Origin of the sequence: Maribellus mangrovi (genome assembly GCF_037646455.1) — a bacterium.
Classification (GTDB): Bacteria; Bacteroidota; Bacteroidia; order Bacteroidales; family Prolixibacteraceae; genus Draconibacterium; species Draconibacterium mangrovi_A.
On sequence record NZ_JBBIXN010000006.1, the window covers coordinates 193,527 to 217,324 of the forward strand.

General features: G+C 43.8%; 13 protein-coding genes. 4 read left to right on the plus strand and 9 right to left on the minus strand.

Going from position 1 to position 23,798, the window contains the following annotated elements; genetic code table 11:
• Positions 1-19: 19 nt before the first annotated feature.
• The 9 genes from WFY05_RS19910 to WFY05_RS19950 form a co-directional block, all read right to left on the minus strand.
• Positions 20-3,562: a malectin domain-containing carbohydrate-binding protein gene (locus WFY05_RS19910; protein ID WP_340114687.1), complete on the minus strand. Its 3,543-nt coding sequence runs from the start codon at positions 3,560-3,562 to the stop codon at positions 20-22.
• Entirely contained in the window at positions 3,559-4,833 is a 1,275-nt protein-coding gene (locus WFY05_RS19915) for an MFS transporter (protein ID WP_340114688.1), read from the minus strand. The genes WFY05_RS19910 and WFY05_RS19915 overlap by 4 nt, the downstream gene beginning before the upstream one ends.
• Positions 4,834-5,958, minus strand: a complete 1,125-nt coding sequence (locus WFY05_RS19920; protein WP_340114689.1) for a uroporphyrinogen decarboxylase family protein — start codon at positions 5,956-5,958, stop codon at positions 4,834-4,836.
• On the minus strand, positions 5,955-7,022 hold the full coding sequence (locus WFY05_RS19925) for a hypothetical protein (RefSeq protein ID WP_340114690.1): 1,068 nt from the start codon (positions 7,020-7,022) through the stop codon (positions 5,955-5,957). Before WFY05_RS19925 ends, WFY05_RS19920 begins: the two co-directional genes overlap by 4 nt.
• An 11-nt stretch (positions 7,023-7,033) precedes the next feature.
• A complete protein-coding gene (locus WFY05_RS19930; protein WP_340114691.1) occupies positions 7,034-9,766 on the minus strand; it encodes an alpha-d-galacturonidase in 2,733 nt (910 codons plus the stop codon).
• 311 nt (positions 9,767-10,077) lie between these two features.
• Complete coding sequence (locus WFY05_RS19935) at positions 10,078-11,661, minus strand: RagB/SusD family nutrient uptake outer membrane protein (protein ID WP_340114692.1); 1,584 nt, start codon at positions 11,659-11,661, stop codon at positions 10,078-10,080.
• A gap of 11 nt (positions 11,662-11,672) precedes the next feature.
• Positions 11,673-14,945, minus strand: a complete 3,273-nt coding sequence (locus WFY05_RS19940; protein ID WP_340114693.1) for a TonB-dependent receptor — start codon at positions 14,943-14,945, stop codon at positions 11,673-11,675.
• Between the two features lie 151 nt (positions 14,946-15,096).
• On the minus strand, positions 15,097-16,284 hold the full coding sequence (locus WFY05_RS19945) for a FecR family protein (RefSeq protein WP_340114694.1): 1,188 nt from the start codon (positions 16,282-16,284) through the stop codon (positions 15,097-15,099).
• A 63-nt stretch (positions 16,285-16,347) separates the two neighbouring features.
• Positions 16,348-16,953 carry an RNA polymerase sigma factor gene (locus tag WFY05_RS19950; RefSeq protein ID WP_340114695.1) on the minus strand — a complete coding sequence of 202 codons (606 nt, stop codon included), beginning with the start codon at positions 16,951-16,953 and terminating at the stop codon, positions 16,348-16,350.
• Between the two features lie 261 nt (positions 16,954-17,214).
• Here WFY05_RS19950 and WFY05_RS19955 point away from each other — a divergent pair, with 261 nt between their 5' ends.
• The 4 genes from WFY05_RS19955 to WFY05_RS19970 are packed head-to-tail and all read left to right on the plus strand — an operon-like array spanning position 17,215 to position 23,608.
• Positions 17,215-18,723, plus strand: a complete 1,509-nt coding sequence (locus WFY05_RS19955) for a purine-cytosine permease family protein (protein ID WP_340114696.1) — start codon at positions 17,215-17,217, stop codon at positions 18,721-18,723.
• On the plus strand, positions 18,720-18,911 hold the full coding sequence (locus WFY05_RS19960) for a hypothetical protein (RefSeq protein ID WP_340114697.1): 192 nt from the start codon (positions 18,720-18,722) through the stop codon (positions 18,909-18,911). The genes WFY05_RS19955 and WFY05_RS19960 overlap by 4 nt, the downstream gene beginning before the upstream one ends.
• Before the next feature lie 22 nt (positions 18,912-18,933).
• Positions 18,934-21,588 carry a family 78 glycoside hydrolase catalytic domain gene (locus tag WFY05_RS19965; RefSeq protein ID WP_340114698.1) on the plus strand — a complete coding sequence of 885 codons (2,655 nt, stop codon included), beginning with the start codon at positions 18,934-18,936 and terminating at the stop codon, positions 21,586-21,588.
• Positions 21,578-23,608: an aceric acid hydrolase gene (locus WFY05_RS19970; RefSeq protein WP_340114699.1), complete on the plus strand. Its 2,031-nt coding sequence runs from the start codon at positions 21,578-21,580 to the stop codon at positions 23,606-23,608. The genes WFY05_RS19965 and WFY05_RS19970 overlap by 11 nt, the downstream gene beginning before the upstream one ends.
• The last annotated feature ends 190 nt before the right edge of the window (positions 23,609-23,798 follow it).

Consider the following 23,798-nt stretch of genomic DNA (forward strand, 5'->3'; position numbering starts at 1 on the left):
GGAGAGGCTAGGAGAGGCTTTACTGAACTTTTACCCAATCGAGGTATAATGGACCTTTCGATTTAGGAGTGATCTTTATCGTATAAGCTCCCGCATTGATCGTTGTTTGAGTATCGGTACGGAAGCTTTTCCATTTATTCGGAGTTGGCAGGAAGGTCCACTCACCCGTCCACATTTCACGACCATCGGCGGCAAGAATCTGAATATCGGCTTTTAACTCGCTACCCGACAGGTTGATATAGCGGAACTCCAGACCATATTTTGACGCCAGGCCGACTGAGAATTCAGGACCAATCGATCCCGTTTCGCCAGATGTCATCACACAAATTTTATCAAGATGATTTACCTGACGCGCACTGCCATAAAGTTTTCCGTCTTCGGCTTCCCAACGCGTCGACGTCCGCAAATCGATCGGATCATCAAGATTCGTTAGGGGCAAAACAGCTATCGGATACATTTTAAAATCAACCTCAGTAAGACGTTTCAATTGCACTTCAGTACTTTTATCAAAGCGTTTCTGATAAATTTGATATCCGGTTTTTCCTTCGAAAGTAGTAACCAGATATTTATTCAGTGGTTTCCATTCCTTTAGCCATGCTGGAAGATTGCTCAACATTGTATCGATTCCAATCCAAACATCAGCTTCAGCATTAATTTCAAAGGCAGGAATCTCCTCCCCTGCTTCGAGAACTGCAGGTGTTTGAATCCATTCAGCACCGTATAATTTAGGAGCAAGTTGGGCAAACTGACCTTTGGCATCAGTATATTGATCATTGCCGGTGTCCATCCATTTTTTTGCTGACCAACTGTTGTTGTTTGTATTTAATTTTGAAATGACACCTGAAGCAGCCGGAGCCGGTAGAATATCCTTGTTATCTGAAGAAATGGCGATTGCGGAGATCACTGCCTGTCCTGATAAGACCTGTGGAAAGGAGATCTTTAGTTCACCACCTTTCATTTCAGTTTCCACCGTTTTCTTAAGCAGCTTGTCATGACCGGCTTCGGCCCAGATATCCAGATCATCAATCAGCACTTTATCGTTGATGGCAACATCGAACACCCGCCAGTCAGTACAATTCAATCCGCCTCCGGTTCCGTACCAGGGTTCTGTAAAATAGAGTTCCACCTGGTATAAGCCATTGGGCAGCGGGAAATGATAGCTGAGTTTATTCCGTCCAAAACGGAAACTTTGCATTAACGGCCACTCGTTAGTTCCGGCAATAGGATCATGCGTTTGACGTTGGCTTCCGTAAAAGGCAGGGAGTCCGTCGTAATCGTCGGTCCACGAACGTGAGCCCCATGTTTCCTGATCGGTTTGATGCACATCAGCCATCCAAAGATTTCCCTGCCGATCGGTATAATCGTCGCCACCGCAGTTTACGCGGTAGATATAATTTCTTTCTTCTTCAGTCAATGGTTTTGTTTCACCTGACAGTTTTTGCAAACCCGGAGCTTCGGGCAGATGATGCAGCAACACCTGATCTTCGGCAACCGCTTTTCCATCAACATAGCCCACGGCATACAGCAGGTTGTTTTGCACATTCACATTATTAAATACGATATGGGTCCCGATCGGACCTCGCTTTTTTCTACCCAGCGAATTTTCTTTTACACCGTTGAACAGTTCCACCTCATCGCAATTGGTAAAAATGCGGATACCGTCTTTTATGCCTGGTTCCGTCCAGCGATCGGGCCAGGTATGCGAAACTATGTAAACCATCGGCTCGCTTTCTTTGGGTGCGTAGTTTGAACGGAACATGTAAAACAGGTCAAGTGGTTCACCCCAAATTGAGAGTGCACCTTTGTAATTCACGGGTCCAACACGGTCGATGTCGCGCATACCTTCACCACTTTGTGTGCGCCCGGGATTATCGTGAGACGCCATCAGCCAGTGATATTGTCCGCAACTCTGATCTGAAGCTTGCTCTCCAAGCCTGATCTTCGATTCCATCAAGAGGTTGATGCGGTCTTCACTGTAAATACCATCCTGAACGAAACCGCCTTCAGTGTGCATATCAATGCTGCGCCAGGCGCCGTATTCGCCATTCAGCAATTGTTCCGAAAGCTCGTTGGCATAATTATCGGGATCTCCACCATAGGTTCCCGACCAGTTCTGAATCACGTTCCAATCGGTGCCTGAACCACCGTTACAGGTAGTTACCAGTATCTGTGAAGAAGCTGTTGGATCCAGCTTGCGAATAAGTTCTGTGCATTCCCTGGCAAAATCTTCAGGCAAGGTACTTTCGTTCTCCAGCCCCCATAGAATAATGGACGGACTGTTTCGGCGCTCTTTGATCCAGTCAGTCAGCAATGTTTTAAAGTTTTCTCTGAATTCAGGATTATCAAACCAGATGTGCGCGGTCATCTGCGGCCACCACAGCAAACCGCTTTCATCCCAAACTTTTTGGTAACGCAGATTATGTGGCTGATGCCCGTCGCGGAAAGAATTAAAGCCCATGGCTTTTACCTGCTCTGTCCGGGCTTTCACCTGCTCGTCGGAAAAAGCATGTCCCTGCCCCATCATGTGTTCGTATTCGGCAGTCCCGTTAATGAAAACCGGCTCACCGTTCAAATAAAAACGATTGCTCGGATTCTCTCCAAAAATATCCCACTTAATGGTTCTGATTCCGTAAGGCGTTTCAATTCTATCAATCACTTTTTCATTTTCGAGGATTTCGGTTTGAACCGTATACAAATACGGATCATCGAGCGACCAAAGATGCGGATTCAGTATACCACTAAAACCCTGGGCGATTATTTCAGTCTCACCCGGATTTATTTCCACCACCGTTTCTGCAGTGGTAACTTTCTCTCCTGTTTTGTCCAGTAAAGTATTTTTCACGTGAATCGTTGATTGCTCCAAACCGTAGTTTTTCACTTCCGTTGTCAGGTTTAAGACCGCATTTCCGACAGAAATCGTGTTATCATTCCAGACATGAACACCAAAAGGTTCAATCCTCACCGGATCGGTGGCAATTAAAGTTACCGGGCGAAAAATTCCCAGCGGCTGACTGCCTTCGCAAAATCCCCACTCAAGGCTGCATCCTCCGCACACCCATGGCAGATCCCGAATATCGGCCGGATGATCGGCACGAACAGCCAGCAGGTTTTCTCCTTCAAACTTAATAAACGGGGTAACATCGAGAGTAAAAGTCGTTCTTCCTCCGGCATGATAACCTATCGAATCACCGTTCAACCAAATAGTGGCATAGGAACCAACACCTTCAAAAAACAGGAAATATTGTTTGGACAGATCAGGATTTTCAACAGTAAAAGTTTTACGGTACCAGGCAGTTCCGTGCAAGTTCCCGTGGCGCAGGCGGCGGTAACCACCGTAGTCGTCCCAGTTGTGAGGAACATCAACCTTTTCCCAACCTGCATTATCGAATTCCGTCTGTTCAAATCCAGTATAAGAATCGGATGAACCGGCAAAAGCAGTATTCCATCCCTCGTTCAGATTTTGGGTAAAACGGAATTCTTTTCGAGATTCCCGATCCCAGGTACATCCTACAAAAATAAGCAAGAAGAATATGGCTATTATTTGTATCCTCGGTACTTTCATTTTCCTGATTTTTTGATCGTTTCATAATCCGGCACCAAAGCTTTCAAAGCAAGCCAGCAAACCAGATAAGCAATACTGGCAATGGCAAAAACAACGTGATAGCTTCCGGTAAATTCGAGGATCAGTCCTACAGCCATCGAAAACAGAACTCCGCCGATTGCGCCTGCAAATCCTGACAATCCAACCACCGAAGCAACGGCGTTTTTCGGATAAATATCGGAGACAATGGTAAAAATATTGGCTGCATAACCCTGATGAGCGAAAGCTGCCATAGAAATAAACAATACAGCCAGCCACATACTCGAAATTCCCGACACAAAGTAGATCGGGACAACCAGCAGGGCCATAATAAATATGGTGAACTTGCGTGCCTTAACCGGATTTTTCCCTTTTTCGATCAGTCGCGACGAGATCCACCCGCCCAGCACCGAGCCTCCCATGGAAATTATATAAATCGTGATTAGTGGCAGACCTATATTCGTCAGATCAATGCCATAATTTGTATTTAAAAATTTAGGAAGCCAGTAAAGAAAAAACCACCAGATAGGATCGGTGACGAAACGTGCCAGGCTGATCCCCAAAGTTTGGCGATGCCGGATGATCTCTTTCCACGAAACGCGCTCCTGTATAGGTTCCTCTCCATCCTGTAAAATGAATTCTCGTTCCTTTTCACCCAGTTTCTTTTCATTTTCCGGACGGTTGTACGATATTAACCAAAAAAACAACCAAACAAAACCCAATGCTCCTGTGCTTATGAATGCCCATTCCCAGCCCCAGTTCAGTGCGATGAAAGGAATAAGGAGCGGAGTAACTATTGCACCCAGGTTCGGTCCGGTGTTGAAGATACCCGTGGCCAGTGCCCTTTCCTTCTTAGGAAACCATTCGGCCACTGATTTCACTGAAGCCGGAAAATTAGCCGACTCACCTATCCCAAGTGCAAATCTGGAAACAGCGAACGAGAAAACGCTTCGTGCAGCAGCATGAGCCATTCCTGCAATGCTCCAAACTATAATGGCTATAGAAAATCCGCGTTTTGTGCCTATCCGGTCAAGGATCGTTCCGGTGGTTAGCAGTCCGATGGCATAAGCAAATTGGAAAGCCGTGATGATGAAACCGTAATCTGCTTCCGACCAATTGAACTGATCCTGCAGATCGGGAGCGAGTATGCCTAATACCTGACGGTCGATATAATTAATTGTAGAAGCAAAGAACAACAGGATGATGATCCGCCACCTATAATTCCCTATTTTATCTGTTTTTGCTGCAATCATTTATCTGCAAATTTCTTTGATACTATCGTATGCTACTGTTTGCTCTTCAGGAGTTTCACAGTAAGTAACCACCACCAGTTTCATTTCGGGTGTCCACAAGCGTTTTACCTGCCGTTTGATGGTTTCGAGATCGCCTACGATCCGTGCATTCAATACCACTCCTGTTCCGGCAAAAGCATGAAAAGCCTCCAGTTTATCAGTTGCTCCGGGATCGGTTTCTGGCGAAAAAGCAGCATCAGCCATTCTTAATCCTTTGATATTCAGTACTGCATTTATCCATCCTGACCAATCGCCACAGGAATGAAAAGCCACGCCACCCAACGGATCACACACTTTCTTTGCCGACGGAACGGCCAGTTCGGTATATTGCTCAGGTGAAATCATTATCGCATTATCGTCGCTCAAGCCCATTCCTGACCATTTCTGCGACGAAGCAAATCCATGACCGGGAAGCACCAAAGAATCTCCTATCAACTTTTTTTGTTCTTGATTGAATTCAGTTGAAAGCTCAGCCAGCAAATCGAATAGCAACAAGATTTTGTCGGGATTTAGCAACACTTCGATAAAAAACTGATCGAGCGGAAGCAGGCTGGCCACGATGTTGAGCGGAGACTGCGAATCGGTGAAAGAAACCGGCAACCGGCCTTTTGTCTGCTCCATGAAATATTCTATCATATTCAGCGTGCGCCTTCCGATAGCCGTTTCTGCCACCGTTTTTTCCGGATAAGCAAGTACTTCATCCAGACTTTTGAAAGGCGGTTTAACTACCGGGGCATTCCCTTCCTTCCAGCTGTATTCGCAGCCAAAAGCACTTGCGATGGTTCCCAATCCATACCACGGTTCCAGAAAATTGGGAACATCGGCTTTGAACAGCATGCTTTTTTCAAGGGCGCCCAACTGCCACTCAAGCGACTGTTTCATATCGGAACAACCATACGAAAAGCACTCGGCCACACGCATCCGGCGGTAAACCACAACACTTGCATCAGACTGCCAGAAAGCTGCACATGTTTGATTCAGGTTAGCAGCATATTCCTCATATTTTTCAAAATTGAAGTTTTCGGGAGCGATAGGCGCAACCGCTGTCGCCTGCGAATCTGCCAGTTGAGTATTGAATTTCTTCATGCCGACACCTCCCTCAATTCTTCAACTGTCTTAAAAATTGTCTCAATTTTATCGTCTGACACTTTTTCGTCGATATTGATACAGCAAACTCCCGTGAGATCCGTGTTGCCGGAATCTTTTACGAGACGTGTGATGGTTTCCCTGATCTCTTCTTTAGACTGATGAATGATCTCCACCGGGCTCAAACGGATATTCAGGAAAGTATTTGGTAACTGTTTTCTAAGCACTCTAAGATCACCTCCCCAACCGACGTCAAGGAAGTCGAGTTTCGGAATTTTTGCAAACTGTTCAGCCATACGGTGCGGATCAGGTCCACAGTAATGAATGCCAAAGGGTCGGTGTTGCCTACTCCATTCAATATCAAAAGGCAGCAGGTATTCTTCGTAATCCTCGGCTGAGATCATGGTATGTGAACATTCGGAGTGCAAAAAAACAGGATCTTTAAAATGTCCGACCACCCGGTTTACTGAAATGGAGGTCGATTTGGTTTCATACTCCATAATCGAAGTAAATCGCTGGATGACCGAACCGATTTGTGTGAAATAACTCTTCACCTGATCGGGATCCATCATCATGTCCATAAAAATGTTTTCGCCTTTCAGGTCGAGTGCCAGGTTGAGTATTCCGCCCCAGTTGATATCGCCGGTAAGGTAACCATACTTTTTCCGTAGCTCCTCACTCAAAGCGATCATTTTTTTGAAAGCCGGTTTTTTAAAAGCTTCTTCCCCGTTAATTTCGAGCGAATCGAAGTTAGCAGGTATCACCTGCGGTGGATGATTTTCAGAATAATTCACCCTGCAGCCCAACATTTCAGAAAGTAAAAAACCGGCGGCCAGATGAACAGCGCCGATTTCAGGTCTCGCCTCGCGATGATGCTCTCCCAGTCCGTAATGCCCCCATCTTTCATAAAGAGCTTTTTCCATCTGCTGCTCAGCCTCCACCCGCCGGAGAGGATGATAAAAAAAATCCTCGTCGAAAGTCAGACCTTCATTGTGGAACCACCATTCGGGAGCCAGAACGATATCGACAGGAATCTTCTCTTTACTGGACAGCATCTCGCTCATAGTTCTTTAGATTAATAAAATAACCAGTCTACGGGTACTCCATCTTTTGTTTCAGAGATTCCGGCATCGTGAACCGGAATTTCCACATCGCCATCGATAAATCCAAGGATAAGTACCCGCCCTTTTCCAAGATTGAGTTCATTCACTCCCGGTTCATATAAATATGTGTATACATTTACGGGGTACAAACCATTAAAACGCATAGCGTTAGCGATTTTTATGTCGGCCTGTCCGCGGTCGTTGGCTGCGGCGTTAGTTTCAAGTGTTGGCGGACGCAGCGCCGAGTAACTGTTGGTATTGAAATAACCCACAACCACTTTTACCGGCTTATCGTTTTCAAAGCGAAGAACAGTACCATCTTCCTGCTGACTTTTATCCGAAAACTGAATGCCCTGCAGTAACTGCAGTTCATCAGCTACTTCTTCAATCACAGTGTTCTGATCGGAATAGGCTTTTTGCCCGGGCAACAGCGAATAGGTTTTAGCATTTTTATTCAGCACTTTTACTTTTGCCGGTTGAAGAACAGGAGCTTCCTGACCTCCTGCACCGGTTGTTTTCAAGGTTTCGATATTACGCTTAAAATTATCGAGTTCGTTTTGATAATGCGGCAGCATTTCAACCCAGGTTTTGTTTGTACCATCACGACCGGTGATCGGAATACGGCGTTGCTGGGTCTGCATGCTGTTCGCATACAAATATGTATCCTCTGTTAAATTCACCAGTTCTTTCCAGTAATCCACACTTTTTTCGAGGAAAGGAACCGCAGCTTCGAGATCGGCAACATCACTGGAATATTTATAACGCAAGACCAGTATAGCCGCCTTTACTTTTTGGTTGAAGAAATTGGCAAAAGCATCATAACAATGTACATCATTACGCAAACGTTCAAATTCTTCTTTGTTGAGTCCCACATGTGGTGCTGCTTTTTCAATGGCACCAACGGCGAGTTTTCCGTGTTCCACCACCTCTTCGATGATCTGAGTCGGCAGTTCTCCGTGATGCGCTTCACCCTTCCATTCTTTGCGTGCATAATTTACAAGTATCTCTCCTTCCGGTCCGTTCGACGAATAAAAATTATCGTAAACATGCCACTTGTAAGGATTAACCAACTGGCTCATAAACATTCCCAGCAAAAGTGTTTGCCGGTTACCATCCGATATTCCAAACCTGCGAAGTAACTTTGGTGCAATCTCCCCGGTTTGCTCGTAAGCATCCAGAATGTCTTTCCCATATTGACTACAACCGTAGAAATCTCCCAGTTGATCAATCCAGTAATCTATTTCATCAGTACGATCACGGCGGCAGTTCCAGGCGTAGCGTCCCCAGGCTCCATACCAGATCCAGTCGCGTTCCATTTCTTTCAGTCGTGGTTCTGTTTTATCGGCTGAATAAGGCCAGTCCCAGTAGGAGGCTTGCGGATACAGGTGCAGTCCGTTGGCGCCCTGAATGTCGTGCATAGCCTGTGTACTTTTTTGAATGAAATCGGGTGAACCATAACGGAAAGGTTCGAGATTGGCCAAAATATGGACGTTGGCAATGTGCACCGATCCCAGATCACTCAAACTCCGAGGAATGCTTTCCCATGAATCGCGTGGTTCGTAGGTGGTAAGCGACTCGCCGTTATATTTCGACATCGTGTAAAGATTCTTGTAAATGGGCAGCGCTGCTTTCATCACCTTTTCGGCATCGGTATCGTGAGCGCGCAGGACAATTGGCGGCTCACCGGAAATGCCAAGTTTTTCGAGTCCGTCTTTCACCCCGGGAAGAATGGTTTTTGTAAACCATTCCACATCATCGTCGATGGTATTCATGGCCTCACCCAAACAAACAAGCAGGCCCACATTTGGATATTTTTCAATAAACGCTGCCACTGACTTTTGAGTGTAATCGGCTACCAGCGGAATGATTGAACGACCACGATCCTGAGTTTTAATGTTGTTGTGCTCAGCAAATGGTTTTGAAACAATGATATTGTAGAACATCTGGATCACCCAGATACCTCGCTTGTTGGCTTCTTCAGTTAAGAAACCAAACATTTCTTCATTAAGCTTAAAAGTTTCGTCATCCACTTCTACTGCATATGGATAATCGTCGAGTTTTACCAGCGAGGCAAATGGATGTCCGTTCCACAAATACAACGAATTATAGCGGTTTTCCACCATCATATCAAGGTATTCAATCCACTGTTCTTTGTCGTAAAACCAGGGAAAATTCTCAGGCGTATACGGATATTCGTAAACATGGCGTCCGGGAAGGTATTCGGTTTTTTGAAGCCCGATACAGGTACCACGCAGTACCATTTCGGGTTGATCAGAGAAATCGATGGACCTTGGCAACTGGCCTTCTTTTTTGATTCGGTCAGCCAGTTCAATACATCCGTACAATGTACCACTATCATCGGCCCCTGAAACTACGATCGTATTTTGGTTCGACTGTATATGAAAGCCTTCTTTATTTGTATTGGGCTCAGCTATCCAGTCGAGATTGGAGACAGCAGCATCATTAGTGCTGCCGATAATGATTTTATAACTTTCCGTATTTGCCTCTTTTGTCTCCTCTGATGTCAAAATATAACCTGCATTATTTAGTTCCTCCGACAAACGCTCAAGGCCAAACTGCGTACGAACATTTGAGTTGGCAGAAACAAGAATTACTGTTTTTGGCTTACTGCACGAAGCAAGAGAAACCAAAGCCATTAACAGAAGTACAGACAAATGGGAAAGATTTCGTTTTCGAAAACTCATAGTTCACAAAATTTAGGATTACAAATGTATAAAAAAATGTTAACGTTTACATCGTTTCTATTGTTTAAATTTCAGGCAGTTTGACATTTTAAATCCATGAAATAATGCAAACGTTTTATCGTAAATCCGGTAGCTCTAAATTATTGTTCTGAAATTCATTACTGGCTTATACCGGAAATCTTAATTTACGTTTCAGTTATGAAGGAAATAATAGTTGAGAGCAAGCATAATTCAGAAGTAAAAAAGGGAGACAACCTGTCGATTGTCCCCCATCTAAACTAAACTATGAATATAAACCGGTTACAATCTCTTTAGTTATCCGGGTTCTGAACCAGAGCCGGATTTGAATCGAAATCGTATTGTGGAATTTTAAACAAAAAGTCTTTTGAAGGTACCATTTCAAGGGGAGTCTCTACATACATGTAAATTCCTTCGTCGTTACCATACTGAACATGCTTTTGCACGTTTTCACCAATACGGTCGGTACGAATCTCATCGTAATACAACTTGGCTTCACCAACCAATTCCCATCCCTGCTCGCGGAATATGGAATCGGCAAATTGCTCCTGCGATAAACCGGTCGGAAGGTTATCGAGGTTCGAACGGTTACGTACGGCATTTATGGCATCGTAAGCCGCTGTTGAAGGACCATTTACATGGTTTTCGGCTTCGGCAAAGTTTAGTAACACATCGGCATAACGTATTACATACATTTGAGCCTGAGGTCTTTTCAAGGTCGCAGATTCTGGAGTACGGTCGTAAAACTTAACATTTCCGGGTCCGGCACTTTTCCATCCGCGGGTACCCGGATAAAAACCTTTGTCTTCAGGAAGCCATACCAAAGTATCTAAAATGTTACTTGGATTTCCTTTTTCCGTTGTATTGAATTTGGTCAGGAAAGTGCCTTCTTTACGTGCATCGGTATCGCTGTAAGTGAGGTAATGCTGAATTGAAGGATGGAAACGGCGATACATGTAACAACCCAGTGTATATTCAGTAATGTTTACTCCGAACATTACATGATTATTATTATGCTGACCACTAAGGCCTGCAAACTGTATCTCAAAAACCGACTCCAATCCGTTTTTATTTTCCGTATTCCACCAAAACCATAAATCTTTAAAATCAGGTTCCAGGTCATATTCACCTGAACTCATTACATCTTCCAAAACATCCCTCGACAGGGTATAATAACTCTCATCTCCTGTCATATCGGCATACGTAAGGTAAACATCGCCCAGCAAAGATTGAGCAGCACCTTGTGATGCTCTCCAGATGTCGGTTGCATCGTACTCTGATTTTTTGGGCAGATTCTGAATACAGAACTCCAGATCCTTGATGATATAGTCGTAAGTGTCTTCAAATGACTCTCTTGGAATTTCCAGGCCATCCAATCCTTCAGTGAATGTTTCCGGAATTGGAACACCACCCCACATGCGAACCAGGTTAAAGTAGGTTGCTGCTCTTACAAAGCGTGCTTCAGCAAAGAATCTCTGTTTCAAAGCCTCATCCATTTCAACATCTTCACCGCGTCCGATAACCAGATTAACCCGGTTAATTACATCGTATGCATTGTCCCAGTTGGTAATTACCATTTTATCGGCGTTATTCATATCACTCCACACATTCCACAAGTGCATATTGTCTTTGGCATATGCGGGAGAACCAAACTCCGTCACTACTTCCAAGTACATTACATATTTGTTGTACCCGTCGAATGCATCGCGGTATCCGTCGTAAACACCGGCCAAAGCTGTACCCAGTTCGTCGGCATTGTTGTAGTAGTTATTAGGAGACAAGAAAGTATAAGGCTCCTCGGTTAAATCTGTACAATTTGATAAAATGAGAACTGTACAACCCAGTATGATATATTTTAGAAATTTCATTCGTTTCATGGTTTTAAAGTTTAAAATTTAGCACTGATTCCGAACAACATTGTCTTAGCAAAAGGATAGTTTGTATTTCCGTTTTCAGGATTATAACCTCTGTGATTGGCAGATGTAAAATAATTCTGAGCATTCACATAGAAATTCAACTCTTTCACCCAGTTTGCATTATCGATCAACGAAGAAAGATCGTATCCCAGTTTTATATTTTTCAATACGAAATACTTCCAGTCTCCGTTCGTTCTGTCCGACAGATAAATCTCCTGGGCACCTGCCCGCGGAAATGAGCCACTCTGATTACTTTCACTCCACATTCTGTCGTAAGCATATTTTGTCGGCAGGTAATTCCGGTTTTGAATCTGGTTTTCGCCATAACTCAAATAACCGGTACTGTTGTTGTCCTGAGCCGAAATTCCGGTAGCACCCTGTCCGTAGATATCAAGTGTGAAATTTAGGTACGAAAGATTAGTAGAAATTCCATAGAATACATCCGGCTCAGTCGATCCGATATTGATGTAGTCTTCGCTGTTAATCGTTTTATCATCGTTATGATCCATGTACATCTCCTCCCCAAACTGAGCAGAGGAACGTATCTCGCGGTAAGCATCCAATTCTGCCTGTGTGGTAATAATTCCGGCCGATTCACGTGCCCAAAGGCTGTTTACCGGCTCGCCAACTATTAAATAGCGGGCAATACCTGCTGTTGAAGATCCCAGGTTGATTTCCTCAACATCGCCATACAACTCAACAATTTCGTTTTTATTGGTCGACAAATTAGCACTTACATCCCATTTCAGTTCAGAATCAACCACTCGTGCATGCAAATTAAATTCGAATCCGACATTCTTCACCTCGCCAATATTTTTTAGCATGCTGTTGTAACCCGAGGTTGTTGGAATGGGTACATTATACAGCAAATCGGTGGTTTTACGCTGGTAATAGTCAACATTGAAATCCAGACGATTCCACAAGCTTAAATCAACTCCAATATTGTATTGCGTATTGCGCTCCCATTTTAAGTCGGGATTACCAATGGTTTCAACAAATCCTAAAAGAGGAACACCGTCGAACACATAATACGAAGGATTTAACGACGACAGCGACTGGTAGTTACCAATCTCCTGGTTACCTGTAACACCGTAACTCGTTCTCAGTTTTAAATTCGAAATTGCATCAGCGTTGTCCATAAATGATTCCTGGTCTATTTTCCAGCCTAAACCCAACGACGGGAAGAATCCCCATTTGTTATTTTCACCAAAACGAGAAGATCCATCGTATCTTCCGGTTGCAGTAAGCAGATACTTATCAGCATACGAATAAGCTGCTCTTGCAGTCCACGAAATCAAACGGTTGGAATACTTATCCGAGCCAATTGAAATACTTTCCTGGCTGGCATACGACATATCGTTTGCGCCTGTAGCATCGTTCTCGAATCCCGAACCACTGGCCGACAGACTTTCGTAAACATATTCCTGCCAAGAATAAACACCCGTTACAGTTAAGCGGTGTTTGTCCCAGGTATTTGAGTAGGTCAGAATATTTTCGGTCAGTTGACTGGTTTTCCTGAAGTAGTTTTGTTGTCCAACTCCGGTACTTCCCGAACCAATTCCTGCAGCCGACTTTGAAGTATAATATTGATAGTTTTTCTCGTTAGCAATATCAACACCATAATTTGTCTTAAACGTCACATTTTCAACAGGAGTAAAAATCGCATAAACATCTCCTAGAATCCTGTCGGTAGATAATTCATTGGTAACCTCCGACGCCTCTGCTGCCGGATTCCAGGTTCCTTCGAAATAAGAACTGATCGATGGATCTTCGGTGGCGTAGTACCAGCTTCCGTCGGGATTTTTAACCGGAACGGTTGGCCATCCATAACGGAAAATATTACCCGTTGCATTTTCTCTCACATCGCGCTGCGAGCGTCCAACCTGAAGGTGGGTTCCGATTGTTAACCACGATCTGAATTCATGTTCGAGGTTGGTACGAAGCGTAAATTTCTTGAAACCTGAAGCCTCCAACATTCCCTCCTGATCGTAAATATTTCCGGAAAGCATGTAGGTTGTTTTGTCTTTTCCACCGCGGAATGTAATCGAATAATCCTGTGTTGCAGAAGAATTTTTAATGATCTCATCCTGCCAGTCGGTATCGTAAGTCGGTGCCGGATTTGAACTGGAATAAACTGGATTACCTGATGAATAGGTATAAGCTTCATTGATAAATGTAAGAAACTCATCGCGTCCCAACATTTCAGGAACTCTTGCAGGGGTGGAAATACCATAAGAAGCTTTCACCTCAAGATCGTTCATTCCTTTTGCACCCTGTTTGGTTGTGATAAGAATTACACCGTTAGCACCTCTTGAACCATAAATGGCTGCAGAAGATGCATCTTTCAATACTTCCATCGATGCGATATCGTTGGTGCTGATGTCGTTCAAATTACTGTTTACCAGCGGAAATCCATCGACAACAACCAGTGGCTCATTTCCGGCGCTGATTGAACCAACACCGCGAATCCTGATGGTGGGTGTACTACCCGGTGAAGCGTCAGCATTAACAACTGCCACACCTGAAGCGCGTCCCTGAAGCGCTTCAATAGGATTGGAAGTTGAAACACTGGCAAGATCTTCCGATTTTACCTGAATAACCGAACCAGTCAGGTCGCTTTTTTTCATGGTACCATAACCAACAGCTATCACTTCTTCGAGGCCAATCACGTCTTCCTCTAGCTGAACATTTATTGTTGATTGTCCACCAACCGGGATTTCAGCGGTTTTCATTCCAACAAATGAAACAACCAAAACATCGGTATTCGAAACATTTTCAATGGAAAACGAACCATCGGGACCCGACAAAACGCCATTAGAAGTTCCTTTAATAATGATCGTAGCTCCCGGCAATGGATCGCCGTATGCGTCGGTTACCGTTCCGGTAACCACCTTGCTTTGAGGCAAATTATCTGAACTGACGACGGTTCTGCCGTCTTCTGCTTTCTCGCGAATGATTACCTGCCGATCCAAAATAAAATAATCGAGATTTTGCCCTTCCAACACATCATCCATAATGTCGTTAATTTGAGCATTTTCAACATTTACTGAAACCAGGCGGTTTTCGTCTACTTCGTTTGTTTTGTACAGGAACACAAATTCACTTTGCTCCTCTACCTGTTCAAACACTTCTTTTACAGTCTTGTTTGTAAGACTTAAGTTTAGTTTAGTTACCTGAGAATAAGTGGTTTTGGCCGAAACCGATACCACAAATAACAGAGACACCAGTACTGTTAGTTTAGTCATTCTCCACAATTGTTTTAGTCTTCCCGTTTCCGAGAAGATAGTTTTTAGTTCATTTTTCATACATTTGATTGTTAGTAATTATTAAATGTAAATAGGTTTAATATGTATCTAATGTCAGCCGGGAGATGAGCCACCATTTCCCGGCTTCTTTTTATTCGAATTTATATTTGTCAGGTCCAACTTCAGTAAACTTGCCATCGGTGAGTTTCTCGATGTATTCGAACACCCGTTGGCGCCCCACATTGAAATCGAGTTTTCCTGAAATCTGAATGTTCTTATTTTCCTTATCAACCACCTGGATATCGATGTTGAAATACCTTTCAATCTTACTGAAAACATCATCCAAAGTCTCTTGGTCAATGGTCACCAGTCCTTCTTTCCAGAGTGTGTAGTTTTCGTGTTCTACAGCCCCGATTTTTATTTCGTGGGTTTGTTTGTCGAAAGTTGCTTTCTGGTTGGGTACAAGCACTGCCTTTTCACCAAACCACCTGCGACCGTTTTCTTCAATCTGCACACTGCCTTCTTTCAGTACGGTTTCGATAGTTTCGTTTTCGGGATAAGCAGAAACATTAAACTCCGTTCCCAATACTTTCACTGCCATGGCTGTGGTGCGAACAAAAAACGGTCGTTCAGGATTTTTTTCAACATCGAAATATCCTTCACCTGAAAGAAAAACCTCTCTTTTCTTTGCTTCAAACCGACTCGGAAAAATCAGGCGACTACCTGAGTTTACCCAAACCTGGCTGTTATCGGGAAGCCCCAACTTCACTCTCCTTCCGAAAGAAACCACAAGTGCATCTTTTCCCGATTTATTCATTTTTTTCCGGTCAACTTCAATAGTGTCGTTCCCCACCACGATTTTATCGTTGCTCAGATAATCCACCCGGTAATCGGGTCCGGGCACGATTACGCTGCTGCCATCAGCCAGATAAAGCCGTGGCTCTACCATTGTTCCGATCAACAGCAAGTCTTCCGAAAACTGGTGATTGTGATCTTGCCCGGTAATAATATAATTAGCAAAGTATCCGCTGGCCAAAAGCAAAATAGCCACGGCCGCATATTTCAGCATCGACAGCACTCTTACATTCCCCTTATTACCTCTTTCCAGATCAATAATATCGGCCTGAATTTTTCGATAAATATTTTCAGGCAGATCGCTTGAATAAGATTTCTTTGAAAATTCGAACTGCAGCAATTGCTCCCGAATTTTGAGCATTTCCTCCTTTTCTTCCGGATCATGCATAAAATAATCTGCGTAATACTGCTCCGTTTCTTTATCGGGCTGGAACACCCATCGAATGAAACGTTTATCTTCTATATATTTTTCCAATGTGGTCATTTTTTTATCGTGACGTTTCCATATAATTGAATGGGAGACAAAAAAGTGGACAGATTTAATTGATTATTTTCTATGCTGTACAACATAGAGAAACAATTCAAGCGAAAAGCCATTGAGATTTTGCTTGATTTTTTTGATGATCCGGTAAACCTGCTTCTTAGCCGAGTCGGGATTTATCCCCAGAATCTCACCAATTTCTTTATACGATAAACTGTTGTAGAATTTTAAATAAAGTAATTCGCGTTGTTTCTGATCGAGTTCTCCCAAAACTTTTCTCAACTGTTTGTTTGATTCATCTTCAGACAGCTCTTCCTCGTTTTCAAGCTTAAAAATAAAAGAACCGCTTTCGGAATCGTCGCGGGCCAAACCGGAAAAAACCATCCTCCCTTTTCGACGCAAACGTTGATAGATTGTAAGTTTTAGCGATTTCAGCAGGTAGTATTCCAGGTTAACATCGTTGGCCAATTTGCTGCGTCGTGTGTACAACTGCAAAAAAAGTTCCTGTATGCTGTCTTCGAGAATTGAATTATCGTTTGTGAGTTTAGAACCATAAGCATGAAGCTTGTCGAAATAGGCCACATAAATACGATTAAATGCATCCATATCGCCCTCCTTGAATTTAAGCCAGGTTTGACGCCAATCCTTCACTTTATTGGTTTGTTTATTCATAGTTATACCGAATGCCAGATAATACAATATTACTGTCTTCAATACAATTACTGAAAAGCCTTATAATATTCGTATTTCCCCCTTCGATTACATCACAAACATACAAAAAAATGTTAACGTTTACATCCACTCTTTCTTTTTAATTTCAACAGGTTTGAGATTTTTTATTTTCTGAATAATGCAAACGTTTTATTGCAAATAAAAAGAATTAAAACTAGATTTGTTCCCTTTCAAATTTAAGTTTTACTAACCAATAAAATTATGAATTCAAACCAGGAACTTTCGGCGGGTAAGTCCAGCGTAATCGAACGGCTTGACGCACTGTATGAATACGACCGGGAACCCGTTTCCGAAAAGAAATTGCACGGCTGGAAAACATTTATTGCCATGTTTGCCGGCGAACACGTAGCCGGAACAGAGTTTGTTCTCGGACCGTTAATGGTGATGCATGGAGTATCGGCCAAAGATTTTATATGGGGTTTGCTGGTGGGTAACATCCTGGCCGTTTTAAGTTGGGCTCTCTTAACTTCGCCGGTGGCCGTAAAAACCCGACTCACTATTTACTGGCAGCTAAAAAAGATAATTGGCCCCTACCTTACCATTGCCTACAGTGCGTTTTACGCCATCGTACTGTGTCTGTTGGCCGGATCGATGGTAAATGTTGCGGTTACGGCCATTTCTATTCCGTTTGATGTACCCAATCCCAATTACGCCATGGGCGATGTAATCCCAACCATGCCCTGGATGATTATTGCACTGATTGTGGGAACTGTTATTGCATTGCTTGCTGTTCTTGGTTTCGAAAAAATAGCTCAATTCTCTAAAATATGTGCGCCGTGGATGGTACTTGTATTTTTTGCTTCGGCCATTGCAATTTTGGCTACGCTGAAAGCAGCTACACCCGAGCAGGGTTTTTGGCAAATCATGAGCGATCAGATTTTTACCGGAGAACCGATTGGAAATAATTCGAAATATACCTTCTGGCATGTAGCCGGATTTGCCTGGCTATGTAATGCAACGCAACATTTAGGCATGTCGGATGTAACTATTTTCCGTTATGCAAAAAGCTGGACACAAGGTTTTGCTTCGGCTTTTGGAATGTTTCTGGGCCACTTTGGTGCCTGGATCGCTTCGGGAATTTTGTGTGCCGCTTATCTTGCCGATGGCTTTACCAATCCACAACCCGGAACCATTGCACTTTACGGAGCCGGTTTTGCCGGAGCCGTTGCCGTTGTAATTGCCGGATGGACAACTGCCAACCCGACCTTGTATCGCGCAGGTTTGGCCATACAGGTAGCAACACCAAACTGGCAGCGCTGGAAAGTAACTTTTGCTGCCGGTGCATTCATGATCGTCACCGCCTGCATCCCCGCAGTTACGGCTAATCTCGATAGAATTGTAGCCTATTACGGACTGTTCTTTGTTCCGCTGGGCGCTTTCATTATCCTCGATGTATGGCTGTTCCCTCGAATTGGGTTGATCAGCGACTTCACCGAAAAATCAGGCAAGACCTTTAGCTGGCCATCGGCAATTGCCTGGTTCGGACCTTTCCTGATCTCGATGTTTATATATGGAAAAGACAATCTCGCCTTTTTGCAACAAATGACTGACGGAAAGCTGCCCGACTGGCTCCACAATTTAAAAATGGACCTGACTTTTCTGGTAGGTCCTGAGTGGATACTGGCAGCCATATTATACCTGGCATTTAGCTATTATCAACAGAGACAAAAAGCAAACGTTCAACTTATAAGAAAAGGAGGATTATCATGAAAAAGCTGTTAATTTTAATATCCTATATTGGACTGGCATTTACTTTCATTCCTTCGATACTTGTATTAAAAGGTGTTGTTACGCTACAAAATCACTTTTGGCTAATGGTAGTAGGAATGGTGTTATGGTTTGCAACCGCCCCTTTCTGGATGAAAAGCAAATCGCTGGACGAAGCTGAAGAAGAATAGAAACTGTATTTAATTAATTGCCGTGTTAAAAGTTAATGGATTAGTAAGCGAGTATCATCAAAATCCGCTCGGGATCGACTGTCAATCTCCCCGGCTGAGTTGGAAACTGGAATGTGACGGTGAAAACATTGTACAAACAGCTTATCAGATCCGTTGCGCATATTCAGTTGCTAATCTTGAAAACAACACGAATCTGGTTTGGGATAGCTCAAAAATTACTTCGGATAAGTCGGTTCATGTTGAATACAGCGGAAAAGAACTGCAATCAGGCGACCGGATGTACTGGCAGGTGAAGGTATGGAATAACCTCGGCGAAGAATCAGAATGGAGTGATCCGGCTTTCTGGGAAATGGGTTTGCTTAGTAAAGATGACTGGAAAGCACAATGGATTGAACCGGAGCTCAAAGAGGATTCTACCAAATCAAATCCCTGCCCGATTCTTCGAAAAGAATTTAATCTGGACAAAGCTATTCAACGTGCCCGGATTTATGCCACAGCTCACGGTTTGTACCAGCTACAAATTAACGGCGAGAAAGTAGGTGACGAAGAATTTACTCCCGGCTGGACCGCGTATCAAAAACGAATACAGTACCAGGTTTACGATGTTACTGAACAGGTAAAAACGGGAAAAAATGCCATTGGCGCAATTTTGGGCGATGGCTGGTACCGTGGCTATTTTGGCTGGCAGGGCAAGAAAAACCATTACGGCGAAAAAACAGCTTTGCTGATGCAGCTGCACCTCACTTTTTCGGACGGAACAGAAGAAACGATCGTAAGCGATAACAGCTGGAAATCATCTACCGGCGCTATTCTGGAATCGGAAATTTACCACGGTGAAGTTTACGATGCCCGACGCGAAAAAACAGCCTGGGATAAAACAGGCTTTAATGATGAATCGTGGACAAATGTAGTTGTAAAAGCATATGGTTTCAGGGAACTTACAGGATCAACAGGATCAAAAGTAAAAGTAACCCGGGAAGTCAAACCAATCAAAAAAATATGGACGCCCAAAGGCGAAACTGTTCTTGATTTTGGGCAGAATTTAGTCGGCCGGATCCGCTTCTCACTAAAAGGAATAGCGGGAGAAAAGATCAGCATTTATCACGCTGAAGTGCTCGACAAAGAAGGTAATTTCTACACCACCAACCTGCGTCCGGCAAAGCAACGCATAGAATACACTTTTAACGGTGAAGGTATAGAAACTTACTCTCCGCATTTCACGTTTATGGGCTTTCGCTACATCAAGATTGAAGATTATTCGGGCCAAATCAATCCTGAAGATTATACGGCTGAGGTGATGCATTCGGATATGGAATTTACGGGAAGTTTCGAATGCTCCGACCCGTTGGTGAATCAACTTCAGCAAAATATTCAATGGGGACTGCGCGGTAATTTCCTCGATGTACCCACCGACTGCCCGCAACGCGATGAGCGCATGGGCTGGACCGGCGATGCACAGGTTTTTGCTCCAACCGCTTGTTTCAATGTAAATGCCGCTCCGTTTTTCTCGAAATGGATGCAGGATCTGGAAGCCGAACAGCGGGAAGACGGAAATGTACCGTGGGTGGTTCCTAATTTAATTGAAGACGGAGGAGGCACCGGTTGGTCGGATGGTTTTGGCGGCACCGGTTGGGCCGATGCTGCGATTATAATTCCATGGGTGGTTTACGAGCGCTTTGCTGACAAACGCATCCTCGAACGGCAATACAACTCCATGCAGGCCTGGGAAGAATTCATGATAGGAGAAGCCGGTGAAAGCTACCTGTTCAACACCGGCTTTCATTTTGGCGACTGGCTGTCGTTTGCTGAGTATTCGAGTTACATTTACAATGCCCCCGATTATGGTTTTGCAGGCGCTCATACCGAAAAAGATTTGCTGGCAACGGCTTATTTTTACTATTCAACCAAAATTATGCAGCAAACTGCTGAGATTCTGAGGAAAGAAGAGGATGCTAAAAAATATGCCAACCTTCTTCCGAAAATAAAAGCTGCATTTAAAAACGAATTTATCACGCCAAACGGACGGCTGCTCTCAAATACACAAGCGGCTTATGCCGTTGCACTTTCTTTCGGGATTATTCCTGACGAATACCTTGAAAAAGCGGCTGACGAACTGGCTAAAAACGTAGAACATTTTCAGCATCTTACGACCGGATTTTTGGGTACTCCCGCACTTTGCGATGCTCTGACCGATATCGGTCGCCCGGACCTCGCCTACAAACTGCTTTTCAATAAAAAATACCCATCGTGGTTGTATCCGGTAACCATGGGTGCCACCACTATTTGGGAACGCTGGGACGGCATAAAACCCGACGGCACGTTCCAAAATGAAGGGATGAATTCCTTTAATCATTACGCTTACGGTGCTATCGGAAACTGGCTTTATACTAGGGTCGCCGGATTACAAACCGATAACAGAACTCCGGGATACAAAAAGATCGTAATAAAACCAATAGTTACAAAGAAACTTGAATTTGCAAAAGCAAAGCTTGATACGATGTATGGCCCGGCTACATCAGAATGGAACTGGAAAGACGATAAACTGGAACTGAAAGTCGTTGTTCCACCAAATACAACGGCAACTGTTTCTGTTCCGATGAAAAATGGATTTGAAATTCATGAACTTGGTTCGGGTACTTACTCGTTTAATTCTAATTTGACAAAAGATGAAGCATAATCTGATCATACTAATTCTCGCGTTCGTAACTTTGAGCGGAAACCTTTCGGCACAAGATAAAGCACTTACAAATACCCAAAACAGCAAATTTGCAAAGCTCAAAAGCACCAATATCGGCGATGTACACTGGACCTATGGGTTTTGGGCCGAACGTTTTGATGTTTGTAAGAACTCGATGGTGCCCCACATGATGGGCTGCTACCTCGATGACGAGATCAGCCATGCCTATAAAAATTTTGAAATCGCCGCCGGTCTCGACACCGGATCGCACGTTGGACCACCATTTCACGATGGCGATTTCTACAAGATGCTGGAGGCCGAAATTATGGTTTATGCCATTTCGAAAGACCAGCAAATGGGCGAACAGATCGACGAGATCATAAGTATGATTGGCAAAGCGCAACGCGACGACGGGTATATCCACACTCCTACTTCGATTAAAGAAATTAACGATCCGAGCATTAAACATGAGTTTGCCGATCGGATGGATTTCGAGACTTACAACATGGGCCACCTGATGACAGCAGCGTGTATTCATTATAGAACAACCGGAAAAAAGAACCTGCTCAACATCGCTATAAAGGCTACGGATTACCTTAACGATTTTTTTGAGCGGGCAACAGCCGAACTGGCGCGAAATGCGATCTGCCCGTCGCATTATATGGGTGTGGTAGAAATGTACCGAACCACCCACGATCCAAAGTACCTCGAACTGGCTGAAAACCTGATCAAGATCCGCAGTCTGGTTGAAAACGGCACCGACCACAACCAGGACCGCATTCCTTTTAATCAGCAAACCGAAGCCAATGGGCACGCTGTGCGAGCCAATTACCTGTATGCAGGTGTAGCGGATGTTTATGCCGAAAGTGGCGACGATTCGCTGATGATTGCACTCAATAACATCTGGCACGATCTGATAGAAAGAAAAATGTATATTACCGGTGCCTGTGGAGCATTGTATGATGGCGTTTCGCCTAATGGAACCACTTACGATCAACCTTCCATTCAACAGGTGCATCAGGCTTACGGGCGTGACTACCAGCTTCCGAATATCACCGCCCATAACGAATCATGCGCCAACATCGGTAATTTGTTGTGGAACTGGCGCATGCTGCAAGTTACCGCCGATGCCAAATATGCCGATATCATGGAAACCGTGATGTACAATAGTCTGCTGGCAGGTGTGAGCCTCGATGGCAAAGGATATTTTTATACCAATCCGCTGATGGTTGCCAACGAATTGAGCCACGATCTACGCTGGTCGAAAGATCGCGAACCTTATATTTCGTATTGCAATTGCTGTCCGCCAAACACCATCCGTACCATTGCACAGCTGCAGGAATACGCCTATTCTTTATCTGATAATGGCATTTATATAAACTTTTATGGTGCAAATTCCCTTGAAACAACTTTACCCGACGGTCAGAAAATAAGAATCACACAAACGACCAATTACCCCTGGGATGGAAATATCAGAATTTCTCTGGATGAAATCCCCAAAGACTTTAATGTTTATTTGCGTATTCCCGGCTGGGCAAACGATGTAAATCTACAAGTCAACGAAAGTACATCTACAAAAAAGATCACTTCAGGATCTTATGTGGAACTGTCAGAAGCCTGGCAAAATGGTGACTTGATTGAACTGAATTTCCCGATGAAAGCCAAACTGATAGAAGCCAATCCGCTTGTTGAAGAAACCCGCAACCAGGTTGCTGTGCAACGCGGTCCGGTGGTGTATTGTCTCGAATCGCCGGACGTTGAAGAAGGAAAACGCATATTTGACTATAAAGTCCCGTCTGATGTTGAGTTTACGCCCAAAGAGATTGAAGTTGCCAATTCGAAGCTAGTTGTGCTGGAAGGTGATTTTATTACAGATGAACCCGCCAACTGGGAAAATAAATTGTACCGCGAAGTTTCAACGGAAAACATTTCCAAAACAAAAATTAAACTAATTCCCTATTACGCCTGGAACAACCGAGGTAAATCGGAAATGACAGTTTGGATTCCGTATACCAAATAAATTATCCAGATTAACTCCCAGGCTTTTACAATTGATTCGCACTAAAACAGGCGATCAATCTTTTGCTTTTTTTATGGCTCATCAGGCATTACCGTGTTGCAAAATGCATGCATAAATAAAGCTGTTGCATTGTGCCCTTTTTCCGCATTTTGTGAAACCACTCCACACCAATAAATACAAGCTCTCATAA

Excerpts from the sequence above, each read along its gene's own strand:
- WFY05_RS19910 (WP_340114687.1), bottom strand. The coding sequence starts at position 3,562 with ATGAAAGTACCGAGGATACAAATAATAGCCATATTCTTCTTGCTTATT.
- WFY05_RS19915 (WP_340114688.1), bottom strand. The coding sequence starts at position 4,833 with ATGATTGCAGCAAAAACAGATAAAATAGGGAATTATAGGTGGCGGATC.
- WFY05_RS19920 (WP_340114689.1), bottom strand. The coding sequence starts at position 5,958 with ATGAAGAAATTCAATACTCAACTGGCAGATTCGCAGGCGACAGCGGTT.
- WFY05_RS19925 (WP_340114690.1), bottom strand. The coding sequence starts at position 7,022 with ATGAGCGAGATGCTGTCCAGTAAAGAGAAGATTCCTGTCGATATCGTT.
- WFY05_RS19930 (WP_340114691.1), bottom strand. The coding sequence starts at position 9,766 with ATGAGTTTTCGAAAACGAAATCTTTCCCATTTGTCTGTACTTCTGTTA.
- WFY05_RS19935 (WP_340114692.1), bottom strand. The coding sequence starts at position 11,661 with ATGAAACGAATGAAATTTCTAAAATATATCATACTGGGTTGTACAGTT.
- WFY05_RS19940 (WP_340114693.1), bottom strand. The coding sequence starts at position 14,945 with ATGACTAAACTAACAGTACTGGTGTCTCTGTTATTTGTGGTATCGGTT.
- WFY05_RS19945 (WP_340114694.1), bottom strand. The coding sequence starts at position 16,284 with ATGACCACATTGGAAAAATATATAGAAGATAAACGTTTCATTCGATGG.
- WFY05_RS19950 (WP_340114695.1), bottom strand. The coding sequence starts at position 16,953 with ATGAATAAACAAACCAATAAAGTGAAGGATTGGCGTCAAACCTGGCTT.
- WFY05_RS19955 (WP_340114696.1), top strand. The coding sequence starts at position 17,215 with ATGAATTCAAACCAGGAACTTTCGGCGGGTAAGTCCAGCGTAATCGAA.
- WFY05_RS19960 (WP_340114697.1), top strand. The coding sequence starts at position 18,720 with ATGAAAAAGCTGTTAATTTTAATATCCTATATTGGACTGGCATTTACT.
- WFY05_RS19970 (WP_340114699.1), top strand. The coding sequence starts at position 21,578 with ATGAAGCATAATCTGATCATACTAATTCTCGCGTTCGTAACTTTGAGC.